Source organism: Tenacibaculum sp. 190524A05c (assembly GCF_964036595.1).
GTDB classification, from domain to species: domain Bacteria; phylum Bacteroidota; class Bacteroidia; order Flavobacteriales; family Flavobacteriaceae; genus Polaribacter; species Polaribacter platacis.
Genome location: NZ_OZ038523.1, coordinates 3,304,334 through 3,320,185, shown reverse-complemented (window position 1 = coordinate 3,320,185; position 15,852 = coordinate 3,304,334). Strand labels below are relative to the sequence as shown.

At 32.0% G+C, this 15,852-nt stretch carries 17 protein-coding genes and 1 tRNA gene; 11 read left to right on the top strand and 7 right to left on the bottom strand.

Features of this window, described 5'->3' with window-relative positions; translation table 11 throughout:
• Positions 1-501 carry a DUF4920 domain-containing protein gene (locus tag ABNT61_RS14775; protein ID WP_348743770.1) on the bottom strand — a complete coding sequence of 167 codons (501 nt, stop codon included), beginning with the start codon at positions 499-501 and terminating at the stop codon, positions 1-3.
• A gap of 123 nt (positions 502-624) precedes the next feature.
• On the opposite strand from ABNT61_RS14775, the gene ABNT61_RS14770 reads away from it, so the two are divergent.
• Both ABNT61_RS14770 and ABNT61_RS14765 read left to right on the top strand, forming a co-directional pair.
• Positions 625-1,683 carry a branched-chain amino acid aminotransferase gene (locus ABNT61_RS14770; protein ID WP_348743769.1) on the top strand — a complete coding sequence of 353 codons (1,059 nt, stop codon included), beginning with the start codon at positions 625-627 and terminating at the stop codon, positions 1,681-1,683.
• A gap of 83 nt (positions 1,684-1,766) precedes the next feature.
• The gene (locus ABNT61_RS14765; protein WP_348743768.1) at positions 1,767-2,732 is read left to right on the top strand and encodes a TlpA disulfide reductase family protein; all 966 of its coding nucleotides are present in this window, start codon (positions 1,767-1,769) and stop codon (positions 2,730-2,732) included.
• A 14-nt stretch (positions 2,733-2,746) separates the two neighbouring features.
• Here ABNT61_RS14765 and ABNT61_RS14760 read toward each other — a convergent pair whose 3' ends face one another.
• The 3 genes from ABNT61_RS14760 to ABNT61_RS14750 are packed head-to-tail and all read right to left on the bottom strand — an operon-like array spanning position 2,747 to position 4,554.
• On the bottom strand, positions 2,747-3,133 hold the full coding sequence (locus ABNT61_RS14760; RefSeq protein WP_348710079.1) for a nucleoside triphosphate pyrophosphohydrolase family protein: 387 nt from the start codon (positions 3,131-3,133) through the stop codon (positions 2,747-2,749).
• A 15-nt stretch (positions 3,134-3,148) separates the two neighbouring features.
• Entirely contained in the window at positions 3,149-3,829 is a 681-nt protein-coding gene (locus ABNT61_RS14755) for an HAD family hydrolase (protein WP_348743767.1), read from the bottom strand.
• Between the two features lie 2 nt (positions 3,830-3,831).
• Positions 3,832-4,554: an SDR family NAD(P)-dependent oxidoreductase gene (locus ABNT61_RS14750; RefSeq protein WP_348743766.1), complete on the bottom strand. Its 723-nt coding sequence runs from the start codon at positions 4,552-4,554 to the stop codon at positions 3,832-3,834.
• Between the two features lie 66 nt (positions 4,555-4,620).
• Between ABNT61_RS14750 and ABNT61_RS14745 the strand changes: the two genes are divergently transcribed.
• Positions 4,621-4,833: a hypothetical protein gene (locus tag ABNT61_RS14745; protein WP_348743765.1), complete on the top strand. Its 213-nt coding sequence runs from the start codon at positions 4,621-4,623 to the stop codon at positions 4,831-4,833.
• On the opposite strand, the gene ABNT61_RS14740 is transcribed toward ABNT61_RS14745, so the two are convergent.
• Positions 4,834-5,751 carry an ion channel gene (locus ABNT61_RS14740; RefSeq protein ID WP_348743764.1) on the bottom strand — a complete coding sequence of 306 codons (918 nt, stop codon included), beginning with the start codon at positions 5,749-5,751 and terminating at the stop codon, positions 4,834-4,836. It lies immediately after the preceding gene.
• Between the two features lie 117 nt (positions 5,752-5,868).
• Here ABNT61_RS14740 and ABNT61_RS14735 point away from each other — a divergent pair, with 117 nt between their 5' ends.
• On the top strand, positions 5,869-6,372 hold the full coding sequence (locus ABNT61_RS14735) for a hypothetical protein (RefSeq protein WP_348743763.1): 504 nt from the start codon (positions 5,869-5,871) through the stop codon (positions 6,370-6,372).
• 19 nt (positions 6,373-6,391) lie between these two features.
• Positions 6,392-7,315, top strand: coding sequence for a hypothetical protein (locus ABNT61_RS14730; protein ID WP_348743762.1), 924 nt, complete (start codon positions 6,392-6,394; stop codon positions 7,313-7,315).
• 39 nt (positions 7,316-7,354) lie between these two features.
• Here ABNT61_RS14730 and ABNT61_RS14725 read toward each other — a convergent pair whose 3' ends face one another.
• Positions 7,355-7,918, bottom strand: a complete 564-nt coding sequence (locus tag ABNT61_RS14725) for a DNA-3-methyladenine glycosylase I (RefSeq protein ID WP_348743761.1) — start codon at positions 7,916-7,918, stop codon at positions 7,355-7,357.
• A 95-nt stretch (positions 7,919-8,013) separates the two neighbouring features.
• Between ABNT61_RS14725 and ABNT61_RS14720 the strand changes: the two genes are divergently transcribed.
• The 3 genes from ABNT61_RS14720 (at position 8,014) to sppA (ending at position 12,359) form a co-directional block, all read left to right on the top strand.
• Positions 8,014-10,074 (top strand): protein-disulfide reductase DsbD family protein, encoded by a 2,061-nt coding sequence (locus ABNT61_RS14720; RefSeq protein WP_348743760.1) that lies wholly within the window; start codon positions 8,014-8,016, stop codon positions 10,072-10,074.
• 84 nt (positions 10,075-10,158) lie between these two features.
• Positions 10,159-10,566 (top strand): DUF6146 family protein, encoded by a 408-nt coding sequence (locus tag ABNT61_RS14715; RefSeq protein ID WP_348710090.1) that lies wholly within the window; start codon positions 10,159-10,161, stop codon positions 10,564-10,566.
• A 47-nt stretch (positions 10,567-10,613) separates the two neighbouring features.
• Positions 10,614-12,359 carry a signal peptide peptidase SppA gene (sppA, locus tag ABNT61_RS14710; protein ID WP_348743759.1) on the top strand — a complete coding sequence of 582 codons (1,746 nt, stop codon included), beginning with the start codon at positions 10,614-10,616 and terminating at the stop codon, positions 12,357-12,359.
• Between the two features lie 422 nt (positions 12,360-12,781).
• On the opposite strand, the gene metK is transcribed toward sppA, so the two are convergent.
• A complete protein-coding gene (gene metK, locus ABNT61_RS14705; protein WP_348743758.1) occupies positions 12,782-14,035 on the bottom strand; it encodes a methionine adenosyltransferase in 1,254 nt (417 codons plus the stop codon).
• 272 nt (positions 14,036-14,307) lie between these two features.
• Between metK and trxA the strand changes: the two genes are divergently transcribed.
• The 3 genes from trxA (at position 14,308) to ABNT61_RS14690 (ending at position 15,757) form a co-directional block, all read left to right on the top strand.
• Positions 14,308-14,625, top strand: a complete 318-nt coding sequence (trxA, locus tag ABNT61_RS14700) for a thioredoxin (RefSeq protein ID WP_132792606.1) — start codon at positions 14,308-14,310, stop codon at positions 14,623-14,625.
• Between the two features lie 65 nt (positions 14,626-14,690).
• Positions 14,691-15,617, top strand: a complete 927-nt coding sequence (locus ABNT61_RS14695) for a DUF58 domain-containing protein (RefSeq protein WP_348743757.1) — start codon at positions 14,691-14,693, stop codon at positions 15,615-15,617.
• A gap of 66 nt (positions 15,618-15,683) precedes the next feature.
• Positions 15,684-15,757, top strand: a tRNA-Asp gene (locus ABNT61_RS14690).
• Positions 15,758-15,852 lie beyond the last annotated feature (95 nt).

Below are 15,852 nucleotides of genomic sequence, written 5' to 3'. Positions count from 1 at the left end.
TTATTTTAATAAAACTCCGTGCGCTAAAAACGCCTTTTCTAATTTAGGTTCAGTAATTTTTGCTATTTCTTCTTTAGATTTTCCAGCATCTTCAGCATAGTGCTTTAATTCATCTACAGAAGTTTCTTTGATAAATGCTTTTCCTTCTACGATTACCTCTTTTCCATTGCTATCTAAAGGCATAAAAAATCCGTAATCTTTAAATCTAACCATTACCTCTTCAGAATCTGAAACTGGAACTTTCATCCAACATCCTTTTTTAGAGCATACTTCATTAATCTTAGAAGCAAATTTCACTACTACAGTATCTCCAACTTTAAGTGTTCCATACTTCGCAAGAACCTCTTCTTTTGTTAATGCTCCATCATTTGAAATTTTCTCTCCGAATGATGCAAATTCCGTTTTAGGAGTTTCTTTTACTGCTGGAGTTTCTTTTTTTTCTGTTTTACAAGAAATAAAAGTCAAAATTAAACCGCAAAATAAAATTAGTAAGTTTTTCATTATAAGCTAATTAAATATATTAAAGCTACAAAGATACAATTTTAAACTCCTTCCAAACCTTAAAACTCAACGCTAAACTCGTCTCTATTTTGTACTTTTGCACTATTAACTAAATCTTTATCTATGAGCACTTCTAACATTCAAATCGTTCCTATTTCTCAATCCAAAATTAACACTGTTGATTTCGATAATTTAGTTTTTGGAACAGTCTTCACAGACCACATGTTTGAATGCGAGTATAAAGATGGGAAATGGCAAACTCCAGTTATTAAACCTTACGGAGATATTACAATTTCTCCTTCAGCTAGAGTTTTTCACTACGGACAAGCAGTTTTTGAAGGAATGAAAGCCTATAAAGATGAAAATGATGATGTATTTTTATTTAGGCCAGATGAAAACTTTAAAAGAATAAATAAATCATCTGCTCGTCTTGCCATACCTGAATTTCCTGAAGATTATTTCTTCGATGGTTTAAAAGAACTATTGAATATTGATAAAGACTGGATTAAAAAAGGAGTTGGTAATTCTATGTACATCCGTCCTTTTGTTGTAGCAACTCAACCTGCAATTTCTGCTTCACCAGCAGAGGAATATAAGTTTATGATTATTTTATCTCCAGCTCAAGCTTATTACGCAGGAGAAGTTAGAGTATTGTTTGCTGAAAAATATAGTAGAGCTGCAGATGGAGGAGTTGGATTTGCGAAGGCTGCAGGAAATTATGCTGCTCAGTTTTACCCTACAAAATTAGCTCACGAAAAAGGTTTCCAACAAATTATTTGGACTGATGCTAGCTCTCATGAATATTTAGAAGAGGCCGGTACAATGAACATTTTCTTCAGAGTTGGAGATACACTTTTAACTGCTCCAAATAATGATAGAATCTTAGACGGAATCACTAGAAAATCATTAATTCAAATTGCTAAAGACAATGGAATTGATGTAGAAATCCGCAGAATTTCTGTTGCTGAAATTAAAGACGCTGCTAGAAAAGGTGAATTGAAAGAAATTTTTGGTTCTGGAACTGCTACAGTTGTAAACCCTATTATTGGGTTTAGCCATGGTGGTGAAGAGTTTGATTTACCTAAACTTGATGACTCTTACGCTTCTCTTTTCAAAGAAAAACTAATGAATATTCAATACAACATTTCTGAAGATCCATATGGATGGAGAATGAAAATTTAGTTTGTTGTTAAGTAATTGATAACTAAAAATTAACATGTGAAATGTTTTTTCATATATTTGTCTTAGGCTCGGGCAAACTTATTATGAAAAACATTCTAATTACTATCGTTACAATGGCTGTTGCTTTCGGCATCACCTTCTATGTGTTATCTAATTTTTATAAAAAGGATAATGAATTGGAGTTTAATGCTGATGGAACTGCTACTTTTAGTTCTACTACAGAACCAGAGGACACGTATACAGAGGAAACCTCAGACGACAGTAACGATAAATCTTCAGATGACGACACCAAGACTACTTCTACAACTGATTTCAGTGACAATGACATGTTTCCAGATTTAGATGTTGTTTTAGCTGACAGCGATAAATGGGAAACTTATTTTAAGGAAAACATCAATTTATCAAGTGATTTTATTCCTTTAGATACTGATGGTGAAGAAATAGAAAAAAGCGACTTTCTTAGTGATTTAACATCAGGTAGTTTTGTACCGCTTAAATTACTTTCTGGTGATCAAATTTATCAGTTATATCCAACAGACGAAATTGATGACAAAGGAATTTTAAGTTTCAGTAAAAGTGAAGCTGATGTTGCATATGCTTATTTTTCTAAAGAAGGAACTAAACTTCCAGAGTTTAATTTTCAAGACATTAATGGAAATCGATATTCAAGTGGGTCTACGAATGGTAAAATAATTATTATTACCTGTTGGCATATGGGATCAAAACCAAGTATTAGAGAATTCCCAAAGTTGAATAGATTGTATGATAAGTATGAAGCTTATGAAGATGTTGTTTTCTTAAGTTTAGCTTTTGACAAGTCTGACAAACTATTACAGTTCCTTACTAAGAACGAATTTAGACATCCTGTAATTGCAAACCAAGAAGCATTTATGAGAGATGAAATTGGAGCAAAACAATATCCTACTCATTTAATTATTGATGAAGATGGTAATATTGAAAAAATGGTGAGTAGCGTAGGCCAGCTAGAAGCAGCTCTACAAAAAATCGCTGAACCCGATTTAACTGAGTTCAACGATGGTGGAATGTAATTTTTTATCTAAAATTACTTTTCTAGTATTTCTTTAATGTTCGGCTTAAAATAGTTTGGCCCTTTCATTACTTTTCCATCTTCTCTGTAAATTGGCTTTCCATCCTCTCCTAATTTACTCATGTTACTGCGTTGTATTTCATTGAAAACCTCGTCAATTTTATATTGCATTCCGTGTTCTATAATAGTACCACATAAGATATACAACATATCTCCTAAAGCATCAGCAGTTTCAACAAGATCATTATTTTGTACAGCTTCAAAATATTCTTCATTTTCTTCTTTCATTAAATTGAAACGAAGTAGTTTTCTATCTTCTCCTATATCTACTTTAGGAGCATTATGTAAACCTAAACCAAATGCTTCATGAAACTCTGTTACTGCCTGTATTTTTTCTTTCATTATTTACGTTGTTAATTACTTAATATTAAATATGCTTTCAATCTCGGTTAAATCAAAATCTCCCCAATGATTAATGTGATGTTTTACATTCTTCTTTTTAAAATCTTCTATGTTTTTCGTATTTACTCCAACAAAATGTAAATTCAAATTTTCTGCTGTTGTTACGTCCCAAAGCCCATCTCCAAAAGAAATTATTTCTTCAAATGAATCAACATTATAAAACGCTTCTGCTCTTTGAATTGCACTTTGAACAATTTCTTCTCGAGTAAAAAAACTATTAGCTGATTCTAGAACCTCTTTATCAAATTCCAATCCGATCTGCTCCAGTTTTAAATAAGCTGGTTTTAATATAGATCCTGTTGCAAAGCAAACACCATAATCGGTTTCATCCATAATAAACTTAACTACATTTTTAGCTCCTAATACTTCTTTAGAATCTGAAAACTTCATAAAATACTCAGTCATGATTTTCTCAAATTCAGGAATTACATTGAATGAAAAATCTTTACCTAAAGAACGTTCATAATTCTCTTTTAAGATAAAGCTATCGGAAGTATGAGCATAAGCTTTCCAGTCTGTATCAACATCCTTAATTCCGAACTCATGCATTGCATAAACTAATGAATCTGTGTGTTTATCCTCACTACTTGTTAGCGTATCATCTATATCTAAAACTATTAGCTTATTCTTTTTCATAACTATGTGGCTTTTTTTAATAACCAAGTTGGTACTATTTTTAACACAAATGCAATAATTGACCAACGTTTGGATATGTAAGCAACTCTCTTTTTTCTTTTAATTGCTTTAAAAATTTGTTTCGCTGCTTTTTCAAGTGGAACCATCCAAAATATTCCATCTCCTAGTGCCATAGCCGTATCCACAAATCCTGGTCGGATATCCGTAATAAAAACCTTATTCGTTATAATCGATTTTGTTTTGATATATAAACTTTCTAAATACGCTTTCTGATATGCCTTTGAAGCAAAATATGCTGGAGCTCCTCTATTACCTCGTAATGAAGCTATTGAAGTTATGCCTACTAAATGACCAAATTCTTGTTTTTCAAATAAGTTAAACGCCAAATCATATAATTTGGTTACCCCATGAACATTGGTTAAAATGGTTTGATTCTCTTTTTCCCACTCTAAATCTAAATTCACAAAACCAATTCCAGAAGATTGTATTATTAAATCAATATGACCGAACTCTTCAACGATTTCATTAAAAGCTTTTTCTACTTCTTTTATTTGTTGAATATCATTTTGCTTAATTAAAATATGATCTGGATATTTTTCTTCTAGCTTTTTCAGCTTTTCTAAACGTCTTCCAGTAATAGCAACTTTATAATTATTTTGAATCAATATTTCGGTAAGTTGTTTTCCTATACCAGAAGTTGCACCAAAAACAATTGCTTTATTCATTTAATTAGTACTTTTGCTAAAAGTACAAAGTTTACAGTAACATTCTCACATTAAATCAAGTAATTTATGTCTTTACTTATAGCCTTAAAAATGTTTACAACTGGTAGAATTATCTTTGCTAGTTTATTTGTTGTTGCCTTCGTTATATTAATGGTAATCAGCTACAAGAAAGATGCTAAAAACAATAAAAAACATTATCAAAATGCTGCTTTATACGTTGCAATTGGATTGGCTGTAACTATTGGTTTATTGTTTTTATCGAAGCTCTTAATTAACTAATTACATAGGCTCCACTTCACTAAGTTTGTCATGATCAAGAACAGTGTAACCTTCTTCATCTATGCTTGAAGATTGCGTATACTTCACATTTGATACAACTTGAGTGAATTTATAAGATGATGTTTGATATACTTTTTGACCAAAAGATTCTTCATGATATTGGACTAAAATATAGAGTCCAGCATTTAGTTTTTCAATTTCCTCATTAGAAAGATTATACAAAGGACTTTTATCATCAATAGGATGTACTATTGTCCAAATAGTTGGCAAATAGGTTATCTTCTTTCGCTCAAGATTCAACACATAAAAACTTCTTTTGTATTGCCCTGTTTCATCTTCCTCATTCATTGAAAGCGTTACAGATACTTCGGGCTCTATCATTAACGTTTTTCTACTATTCATTAATCGAAACATTAACGCTCTGTGCTCATTAAAATCTCTTAAAATTAAGTTACTACTAAATCGAATCGCAGCTTTAGGCTTCGAGAACCTTCCATATAACAAACCTGTGATAAATGAAAAACTCATCAAACCAATTAATGCTTCAAAGGCTGCAATAATATTTGCTGTTAGTCCTTTTGGAGCAATACCTCCATACCCAACTGTTGTTAAAGTTTGAGCACTAAAGAAAAAACCATTCAAGAAATCTCTTAATAAATTTCCTTTAGAAGGAGTTATTTGTTCGATTCCAATAAGCACATATACAATCCCGAAAAGAATATTCAACAAAGTATATCCGAAGACTACAAACAAGAAAAACTTCCACCAACTTAACCCAATGAAAAAGGTATACAAATCATCTATTTTCAAAGGTCTATTCACATGAACAATATTTGTTGTTCCATCTTTATTGATTATACCTTTTACGTTTTCAGCAGATTTATATCCAAAACCTGGATCTTTCGTTTTTTTAGCCATACGCTTTAAGATTCTAGATTCTTTTTAAACAACTAGTAGGTACTAAATTACTTATTTGTAGCGAAAGCCAAAAACATCTCCAACTCTAATTTTGACCTGAATAAAAACACCAAACAAATGAAAAATAAATTTTTACTCGCAATTTTTGTATTCATATGCTCTACAAATTGTTTATCAGGACAAAACTCAACACCAGTTGAAAGTAGCTTAGGTTTATCTTATCAATTTTCCACAATCAGTAAGGGATACGATTATGGAATAGGGCTTGTTGCTAATAATGACTTTGGAGGCACTTCTGAAGGATTTGGTTATATCGCTCAACTTACGTACCTAGCTCCAGCAGAAATTATTAAAGATGTAATTGATTACGCCTTAACCTTTGATGTTTTAATTAAATATGATATTTCAGTTGCTGATGGTTTAGATATTGCACCAACCGCAGGAGTAGGATATTTAACTGTTCAATCAGATGCTGATACAAATGCTGAATTTTATTTTGCAGCAGGAGGAACGCTTTCTTACTTCATTTCTGATAGTATTGTTATTGGAGTAGACGTTACTAAACAATTCTTAGAAGGCTCTGAAATTTCTGCAGGAGCTTCGATTAGATTCCAAATTTAATTCACCAAATACTGTAATTATGAAAAAAGTAATTAGCCTTAGTTTAACTCTGTTTGTTTCACTTTGCATCATAAGTTGTGGAGGAAGTGATAGCGATCCTGTAGGAGATGGAATTTCTGACCCTACCGAAGTAGCCAATTTAATGAACAGTGCTCTACAATTACCTCCTGGAACTTTTACTGTAGATCCTAATCAAGTAGAGATTGATGATTCTATTACTATCACAAGTAATAATAACGCCACTATTCCAATTGCAGGTGGACAGTCTATGACAAATAATATCTCATTTAATGCTCCTAACGGAAATGTAAATGCCGTTGGAATGCGTTTCGGAACTTCCGGACCAATTTATTTTGTTCCGATAAATACTCAAGGAAGTACAAGTGGTACAGGAAGTTTTGACTTTGCTATGCTTGCTACAATTTGTAATGATTTATCTAAAATTTGTCATGATATAAAGTGTTATGAATTCGCTAGTACATCTGGAGGTCAAATATCTAGAGCGAACATTAGAGATGTAGCGATGATGTGCGGAAATTGTGATGAACCTTCTTGTCAAGGTTTAGTTGATCCTTCTGATTGTGGTCTTTCTGGTCAAGATGGAAGTCCAAGATTCAACTTAACTTGGAATGGAAATTCGGACCTTGATTTATATGTAACCGACCCTACAGGTACCACAATTAGCTTTACAAATACAACCTCTTCTAGTGGAGGAAGTTTAGATGTTGATTGTACTGGAAGTTGTAGCGGAGGAAACTCGGAAAATATTACATGGCCTAATGGAGGTCCATCTGGGACGTACACGGTTTGGGTAAATAATTACTCTGGAGGAACAACTTCTTTTAACATTGTCGTCCGAGACAATGGTAATAATGTCACGAACTTTTCAGGAAGTGTTGGTTCAGGACAAGATTCCACAAAATGGACTTACAACAAAAACTAAAACAAAAAACCGGGGAATTCCCGGTTTTCTTTATTTTACTTAATTACACTCATTATATCTAAAGCAATCTGTAGTGTGATCATTAACAATTCCTGTTGCCTGCATAAAAGCATAAATAACTGTTGATCCTACAAACTTAAACCCTCTTTTCTTTAGATCTTTCGAAATTTTATCAGACAATGGAGTTGTTGCGGGAACATCTTCCCTATTTTCAAATGCATTTTTTATAGGTTTACCATCTGTAAAAGCCCAAATGTATTTAGAAAAAGAACCAAATTCTTCTTGAACTTTTATAAATGCATCTGCGTTAGAAATTGTTGCTTTAACCTTTAACTTGTTTCGAATGATTCCTGCATTATTGATTAGTTCTTGAAATTTAGCATCATCATAATTCACGATTTTCTTATAATCAAACTGATCAAATGCTTCTCTAAAGTTTTCTCTTTTCTTTAAAATGGTTATCCAGCTTAATCCAGCCTGGAAAGTTTCCAAAACTAAAAATTCAAACAACGTAGCATCATCATAAACAGGAACTCCCCATTCTTCATCATGATAAGCAATATATAATGGATCGTTTGTGACCCAATGACAGCGTTTTTTCATTCCTAAAATTTTGAGCTAAATTTAATAAAATCCGCTTTTAATTATTTGTATGAAAAAGATTACATTTACGTCTTATAGCATTAAAATAATCTCTTATGAAGAAAATCTTCTCACTATATATCACCTTATTGTCTACTTTTCTTGGTTATGCTCAGGTTTTTGAACCAGTAAGTTGGAAAACTAGTATTGAAAAAATATCTGAAGACGAATCTTACTTAGTGGCAACTGCAACAATTGATAGTGGTTGGCATTTATATGGTCAAGAAATACCAAGTGGTGGTCCAAGACCAACAGTTTTCACTTTTCAACCAAATGAGGGTTATGAACTAATTGGAAAAACTTCAGAAGATGAAGGAATAACTGAAGATGACAAAATCTTCAAAATGAAGATTAAGTACTTTTCTTTTAAAGCAACCTTTAAACAAAAAATAAAACTTCTTCAAAAAGATGTAAAAATTGATGCTCAAGTTCAATTTATGGTTTGTGATGACACGCGTTGTTTGCCACCAAAAACTGAAGATTTATTCTTCAGTACTGGATCTTCTACTGCATCTAAAAAACAAAACAGTGATAAAGCAGAAATGAGCGATGAGGAAGCTTCTGCCTTACTATATGGTATTTCAAACAATGATATAAAACAACCAGAAGAGGATTTAAATTCAATTGACGGAGAAACTTCGAACTCGAATGTTAAAAAGAAAAATGAATCGTCATCTTTGTTAAGTATTTTTGGTTTAGGTTTCTTAGGAGGATTATTAGCATTGTTAACACCATGTGTTTTCCCTATGATTCCTTTAACAGTGAGTTTCTTCACAAAAAAAGATAGCTCAAAAGGTGCTGGAATTTCTAAAGCAGTGCTGTATGGATTCTTTATTCTTGCGGTTTATCTTTTATTGAGTATTCCATTTCACTTATTAGATTCTATTAATCCTGATATACTAAATGAAATTTCTACCAATATTTGGTTAAACGTAATCTTCTTTGTTGTCTTTGTGTTCTTCGCAGGATCGTTTTTTGGGTTTTACGAATTAACATTACCAAGCAGTTGGACAAACAAAACAACAGAAGGAGAAAGTTCTGGAGGAATTATAGGTGTATTCTTTATGGCACTTACACTAGCCATTGTATCATTTTCTTGTACAGGTCCAATATTAGGCTCTTTATTAGCAGGATCTTTATCTTCTGATGGTGGAGCTTGGCAATTAACTTCAGGTATGGCAGGATTTGGTGTAGCATTAGGTTTACCTTTTACACTTTTTGCTATGTTCCCTAACATGTTAAAGTCTTTACCAAAATCAGGAGGTTGGATGACAACAGTAAAAGTAGTTTTAGGATTTCTTGAACTAGCATTAGCCTTTAAGTTTTTATCAAATGCAGATTTAGTTGCACACTGGAACTTATTAAAAATTGAACCTTTCTTGATTCTTTGGATTATCATTTTCGCTGGTTTAGCATTCTATTTATTCGGAAAAATTAAATTCCCACATGACTCACCAATGCAAAAAATTGGAATACCAAGAATTGGATTAGGAGTTATTTCATTAGCCTTTGCTATATATTTAGCAACTGGTTTTAGATATAATGAAGAAACTAAAACCTTTACACCTTTATCTCTTTTAAGTGGATTAGCACCACCTGTAGGATATAGTATTTTACATCCTAACAGCTGTCCTAATAATTTGACTTGTTTTAAAGATTTAAAAGAAGGTTTAGCCTACGCTAAAAAAGAGAATAAACCAATTATGTTAGATTTTACAGGATATGCGTGTGTAAACTGTCGTAAAATGGAAGAACATGTTTGGCCTATTCAAAAAGTAGATAATGTTCTTCGTAATGATTATGTATTAATTTCTCTTTATGTAGATGATAAGAAAGAACTTCCAAAAGAAGAGCAAATTATTGTGAACCGAATAAATGGTGGAACAAGAAAGCTTAGTAATTACGGTCATAAATGGTCGCATTTCCAAACAATTTTCTTTAAAACAAATACACAGCCGTATTATGTTTTATTAAGTTCCGACGGAAAACAAATTTTAAACAATCCTGTAGGATATACTCCAGATGAAGATGAATATTTAAATTGGTTATTAGATGGTAAAGAGAAATCAAAAAACACCTTAAACAACCTTTTTAATCAATCTGATTTGTTAAAATAACAAAACATTAACACCCTTATAAGTAAAGAGATACATTGTTATGATGTATCTTTTTTTTATCTTTATAAGGCAATTCTATAAGTAATGAATGTCAAAATTCAACATATCATCTTCATATTAATTTTTGCTATTGCTTCTTGTAGTTCAGTTTCAAAAACTCAACAGAACAATTCAAAAGAAGAACCTGTTGTAATAAAAAATGATAGCTTAGAATATGAGATTACGATAATTGACCCAGGGTTTAATAATTATTTAGTAACTGTTGCGCGACCTCCTGGATATCATTCTCAAATATTTCTAGAAAATAAGAATCGATTTTATGTATCTATTTGGAATTCTAGAGTTGGAGATCCGTCAAGGTTTAATCCGAACATTTACGAAAATTTGATATTATACGATCCTCATGTTGATTATGGATATGATGTAAACTATAAGCTATTCAACTACTTTGAATTCGCACAACGAAAGTACCGCATGCGCTTGCAATGGTAAACTCGTCTTAAAAATGTATATTTGCCCCCGAATTTTAATCACAAAAAATGAAGTTTTTACGCAATCTATTAGCCTCAATCTTAGGTTTTTTTATTAGTCTTTTTTTATTATTCTGTTTATTCCTACTTATTGCTGCCATTGCAGGAGGTGGCGATGAAATTGTAGTTAAACCTAACTCTGTTTTAGAATTAGATTTAGCAAAACAAATTAAAGATTATGCACCAAAAGATACGAGTCCACTTGCTCAGGCTTTAGAACTTGACAGCGAAAAATTATCATTAGATAAAGTTTTAAACGCTATTGAAAATGCTCAGTTAGATGATAACATTAAAGGAATTAGCATAAAAACTAATGCTATTGGTGCTGGTATGGCACAAACTCAAGCGATTAGAAAAAAATTAGAAGAGTTTAAAGAATCTGGGAAATTCATTTATGCTTACAATGATGTTTACTCTCAGAAGAACTATTATTTAAGTTCTGTTGCAGATAGTTTGTTCTTAAATCCAGTTGGACAAATAGATTTTTCAGGATTATCTTCTGAAATATTATACTACAAAGATTTTGAGGATAAATATGGTGTGAAAATGGAAGTTGTTCGTCATGGTAAATACAAAAGTGCTGTAGAACCTTACTTAGAAAATAAAATGAGTGATGCCAACAGAGAACAAATAACTTCATTCTTAACTTCTATATGGTCAGAATTTACTAGTAACATTAGTAAAACACGAAATATTTCTGTTGAGCAATTAAACTTAATTGCAGATAATTCTGAAGGAAGAAATGCTGAATTAGCACTTAAAAACAAACTTATTGACGGAATCATCTATAAAGATGAATACACAGAAAAGCTTAATAACGCAGTAGACACAAAGTCTAATACAATTGATTTAATGGATTATATTAAATCTGGAAAAGGAAGAATTTCTTCAACTGCAAAAGATAAGATTGCTGTAATTTATGCTCAAGGGCAAATCATGTATGGAGAAGGTAATGAAGATGTGATTGGTCAAGGAATGATAAATAGAGCAATTAAAAAGGCCGTAAAAGATAAAAAAGTAAAAGCAATTGTTTTACGAGTAAATTCTCCTGGTGGAAGTGCTTTAGCTTCTGAATTAATTTGGAGAGAACTAGAATTAGCTAAAAAAGAAAAACCTTTAGTTGTATCTATGGGTAACTTGGCAGCTTCTGGTGGTTATTATATTGCTTGTAATGCAGATGTAATTGTTGCAGAACCAACTACCATTACCGGATCAATTGGAGTTTTTGGTGCACTTCCTAATGCTTACGAATTATCTCAGAAAATGGGAATTAATGCGGAGCAAGTTTCAACGAATAAAAGTGCTTCTTACAGCTTATTTGAGCCAATGGATCAAAAGTTTTATGATGTTACCAAAGAAGGTGTTGAGCAAATCTACACTACTTTCGTAAATAGAGTCGCTACAGGAAGAAAAATGACTTTTGAAAAAGTTGATGCTATTGCACAAGGTAGAGTTTGGACTGGTAAAGAAGCTTTAGAAAACGGATTAGTTGACGAATTGGGTGGATTAGAAGATGCGATTAATGCAGCAGTTCAATTAGCTGATATCAAAAGCTATAGAATTAGAAACTATCCTAGTTATAAAAAGAATATTAAAGAAATGTTCAACATCTCTCCTTTCGGAAAAGTTAATAAAGAAGAAATCATTAAAGAGGCTATTGGTAGTGAAAACTATGAATTATTCCGTCAAATTAATGAATTTAAAAACATGGAAGGGATTCAAGCAAGAATGCCTTACGTAATTCAAATAAAATAGGAAACTATTTAATAATAAGACATAAAAAAAGCACTACAAACGTAGTGCTTTTCTTTTCTTTCTATTTCTCCTTAATGCTTTAACGCATAACTTGCTGCTCTTCCTGATTCAGCTAGAATGTTTAAAGCGCGTTTCGTGATTAATCCTATTTTGTTAAGTAATAATTTCCCCATAATTATTAAATTTATTTTGACTTTTATATAATTCCCTGTTACAAAGATAACTTCACGATTTCAACTTATATTTTAAAATTGTTTCACATCAACAAACTCCATAAAACACAATAAATAAAAGGGTTACAAGAAATCAAACTCTAAATATGTTACATATTTGTTACACAATTGTAACATGTTTAACACAAAAAAGCATTTTGTAGTAGTACAAAATGCCTTTTTAAAATTATGATTAAACTTTTCAGTTCACTATAAACCGAAAGCCTCTTTTACTTTCGCAACGTAATCAAGTTTTTCCCAAGTAAACAATTCTACTTCAACCTCTTTCACTTCACCATTTGGCTGAACAAACTTCTTAGAAATTACTTCATTCTTTCTACCCATGTGTCCATATGCAGCTGTTTCACTATACATAGGAGTTCTTAGTTTTAATCTGTCCTCAATAGCATGTGGTCTCATGTCAAAAATCTCAGAAACTTTAGCAGCGATTTCACCATCTGTTAAATCTACCTTCGCTGTTCCATAAGTATCAACAAAAATTCCCATTGGCTCAACAACTCCAATAGCATAAGAAACTTGAACTAAAACCTCATCTGCAAGTCCTGCTGCAACTAAGTTTTTAGCAATATGACGAGTAGCATAAGCAGCACTTCTATCTACTTTACTTGGATCCTTTCCAGAGAAAGCTCCACCTCCATGCGCTCCTTTACCTCCATAAGTATCAACAATAATCTTACGACCAGTTAATCCAGTATCTCCATGAGGTCCACCAATCACGAACTTTCCAGTTGGATTGATGTGATATTTAATATCATCATTAAATAAAGTTTGAATTTGAGAAGGTAATTTAGCAATTACTCTAGGCATTAAAATATCTTTAATATCCTTTCTAATTTTAGCTAACATTTCATCATCTCCACCAAAATCATCATGCTGAGTTGAAACTACAATTGCTTCTACTCTTTGTGGTACGTTATCATCAGAATACTCAATTGTCACCTGGCTTTTCGCATCTGGACGTAAGTATTTAATTTCATTCCCTTCTCTTCTTAAATCTGCTAACTCCTTTAATATTAAGTGAGACAAATCTAAGGCCAAAGGCATATAATTTTCAGTTTCGTTAGTAGCATAACCAAACATCATTCCTTGATCTCCTGCTCCTTGCTCCTCTTTTTTAGCTCTATCTACTCCCCTGTTAATATCATCTGATTGTTCGTGAATTGCTGAAAAAACTCCACAAGAGTTTCCATCAAACATATATTCACTCTTTGTGTAACCGATTTTGTTGATTACATTTCTAGCAATTTTTTGAACGTCTAAATAAATATTAGATTTTACTTCTCCTGCTAATACTACCTGACCAGTAGTTACTAATGTTTCACAAGCCACTTTTGAATTAGGATCAAAAGCTAAAAAATTATCTATTAAAGCGTCACTAATTTGATCCGCTACTTTATCTGGATGCCCTTCAGATACACTCTCTGATGTAAAAAAGTATGACATATTTCGTTGTTTATTAAAATTAGTAAGTGGAAAGTTTGTCGCAAAAGAAGCCAAACATTACTGCTTTAGCATTTTTTTACGAGGTTGCAATCATAACCAAATCTTTCCTCTTAAGTTGCTGGCAAATTTACTATTATTATCTTACTATAAAAATAACCAAGGGAAGATATTTAGAAAATTGATTTATTAATAAGAAAAACCAATCTATTTGAAAGTGAGAATAGAAAAATAAATTCTTACATTTGTGGGCATTAACGATTAAAGACAAAAGAATGGCATTAGAAATTACAGATACAACATTCGAAGAAACAGTATTGAAATCTGATAAGCCTGTTTTAGTAGATTTCTGGGCAACTTGGTGTGGACCTTGTAGAATGGTTGGACCGATCATTGACGAAATCAGTAAAGAATACGAAGGTAAAGCAGTAGTTGGAAAAGTAGATGTAGACGCAAACCAAGAATTTGCAGCTAAATATGGAGTGAGAAATATCCCTACAGTTTTAGTTTTCAAAAACGGTGAAGTTGTTGCGAAGCAAGTTGGAGCAGCTCCTAAAAAAGCGTATACTGATAAAATAGACGCTGCGTTATAATTAGTAAACAAAATTATTTCATAAAAAAGGTTTGACAAATGTCAAACCTTTTTTATTTTCGGTAAATGGCAATAGATCTTTCCCAATTACAATCTTCTGAAATAAAAAATTTAGATCTTCTAGCAAAACAAGTGGTAGAAGGTTTTATTACAGGAATGCATAAAAGTCCATATCATGGATTTTCCGTGGAATTCTCAGAGCACAAGCTTTATAACAAAGGAGAGGACACAAAGCATATAGATTGGAAACTATTTGCAAAAACAGAGAAATTATATACTAAAAAGTACGAGGAAGAAACAAATTTAAGATGTCATATCATTATAGATAATTCATCTTCTATGCATTATCCTTTAAAAAAAGTACAGCGTTTTGATGATCTAAATAAAATTGGTTTTTCAATAGTTGCTGCTGCCTCTTTAATTGAGTTACTTAAAAAACAAAGAGATGCTGTTGGTTTAAGCGTATACTCTGATTCTTATGAATTTTACGCTCCTGAGAAAGGAAGTGATCGTCATAGAAAGATACTTACACATCAGTTAGAATCTTTATTACAGCAGCCCAAAGCATCAAAAGCAACGGAAACATACCAGTATTTACACGAAATTGCCCAGAAGATACATCGAAGATCAATGATATTTCTATTTACAGATATGTTTCAGCCTTCGAAAGACAATGAAGAACTATTTGATGCCTTAAGACATTTAAAATACAACAAACACGAAGTAATTTTATTTCACACCTTCGACAAGGAGTTAGAATATGACTTTGATTTTGAAAATTCACCTAAAAAATTCGTGGATGTTGAAACAGGGCAGCAAATAAATTTATATGCAGAAAGCGTAAAAGAGTCTTACAACAAGGAAATCGCCAATTTTTTTGAAAATTTAAAAAATAAATGTCTGCAGTACAAAATCAACTATATTCCCGTGAATATCAATGAGAACTACAATAAAATTCTCACCACATATTTAGTGAGTAGAAATAAATTTTAATTTTTTTTCTAAAAAAGTTTGCAGAAACCAAAAAGGGTGCTATATTTGCACCCGCAATAGCGCAACGGTCTGGTAGTTCAGCTGGTTAGAATACATGCCTGTCACGCATGGGGTCGCGGGTTCGAGTCCCGTCCAGACCGCAAAAAGCTCTCAAAGTTTTGAGAGCTTTTTTTATACTTTAAATCCAAAATACTTAACATTCCTATAAAAGTTATAATTGAATTTACTCAAAGTT

What these genes read in the sequence shown, in the direction of transcription:
- ABNT61_RS14730 (WP_348743762.1), top strand. Translation starts at nt 6,392, where the DNA reads ATGAAAAAAGTAATTAGCCTTAGTTTAACTCTGTTTGTTTCACTTTGC.
- ABNT61_RS14720 (WP_348743760.1), top strand. Translation starts at nt 8,014, where the DNA reads ATGAAGAAAATCTTCTCACTATATATCACCTTATTGTCTACTTTTCTT.
- ABNT61_RS14755 (WP_348743767.1), bottom strand. Translation starts at nt 3,829, where the DNA reads ATGAAAAAGAATAAGCTAATAGTTTTAGATATAGATGATACGCTAACA.
- trxA (WP_132792606.1), top strand. Translation starts at nt 14,308, where the DNA reads ATGGCATTAGAAATTACAGATACAACATTCGAAGAAACAGTATTGAAA.
- ABNT61_RS14740 (WP_348743764.1), bottom strand. Translation starts at nt 5,751, where the DNA reads ATGGCTAAAAAAACGAAAGATCCAGGTTTTGGATATAAATCTGCTGAA.
- ABNT61_RS14725 (WP_348743761.1), bottom strand. Translation starts at nt 7,918, where the DNA reads ATGAAAAAACGCTGTCATTGGGTCACAAACGATCCATTATATATTGCT.
- ABNT61_RS14765 (WP_348743768.1), top strand. Translation starts at nt 1,767, where the DNA reads ATGAAAAACATTCTAATTACTATCGTTACAATGGCTGTTGCTTTCGGC.
- ABNT61_RS14770 (WP_348743769.1), top strand. Translation starts at nt 625, where the DNA reads ATGAGCACTTCTAACATTCAAATCGTTCCTATTTCTCAATCCAAAATT.
- ABNT61_RS14750 (WP_348743766.1), bottom strand. Translation starts at nt 4,554, where the DNA reads ATGAATAAAGCAATTGTTTTTGGTGCAACTTCTGGTATAGGAAAACAA.
- ABNT61_RS14715 (WP_348710090.1), top strand. Translation starts at nt 10,159, where the DNA reads ATGAATGTCAAAATTCAACATATCATCTTCATATTAATTTTTGCTATT.
- ABNT61_RS14735 (WP_348743763.1), top strand. Translation starts at nt 5,869, where the DNA reads ATGAAAAATAAATTTTTACTCGCAATTTTTGTATTCATATGCTCTACA.
- ABNT61_RS14775 (WP_348743770.1), bottom strand. Translation starts at nt 501, where the DNA reads ATGAAAAACTTACTAATTTTATTTTGCGGTTTAATTTTGACTTTTATT.
- metK (WP_348743758.1), bottom strand. Translation starts at nt 14,035, where the DNA reads ATGTCATACTTTTTTACATCAGAGAGTGTATCTGAAGGGCATCCAGAT.
- ABNT61_RS14695 (WP_348743757.1), top strand. Translation starts at nt 14,691, where the DNA reads ATGGCAATAGATCTTTCCCAATTACAATCTTCTGAAATAAAAAATTTA.
- ABNT61_RS14760 (WP_348710079.1), bottom strand. Translation starts at nt 3,133, where the DNA reads ATGAAAGAAAAAATACAGGCAGTAACAGAGTTTCATGAAGCATTTGGT.
- ABNT61_RS14745 (WP_348743765.1), top strand. Translation starts at nt 4,621, where the DNA reads ATGTCTTTACTTATAGCCTTAAAAATGTTTACAACTGGTAGAATTATC.
- sppA (WP_348743759.1), top strand. Translation starts at nt 10,614, where the DNA reads ATGAAGTTTTTACGCAATCTATTAGCCTCAATCTTAGGTTTTTTTATT.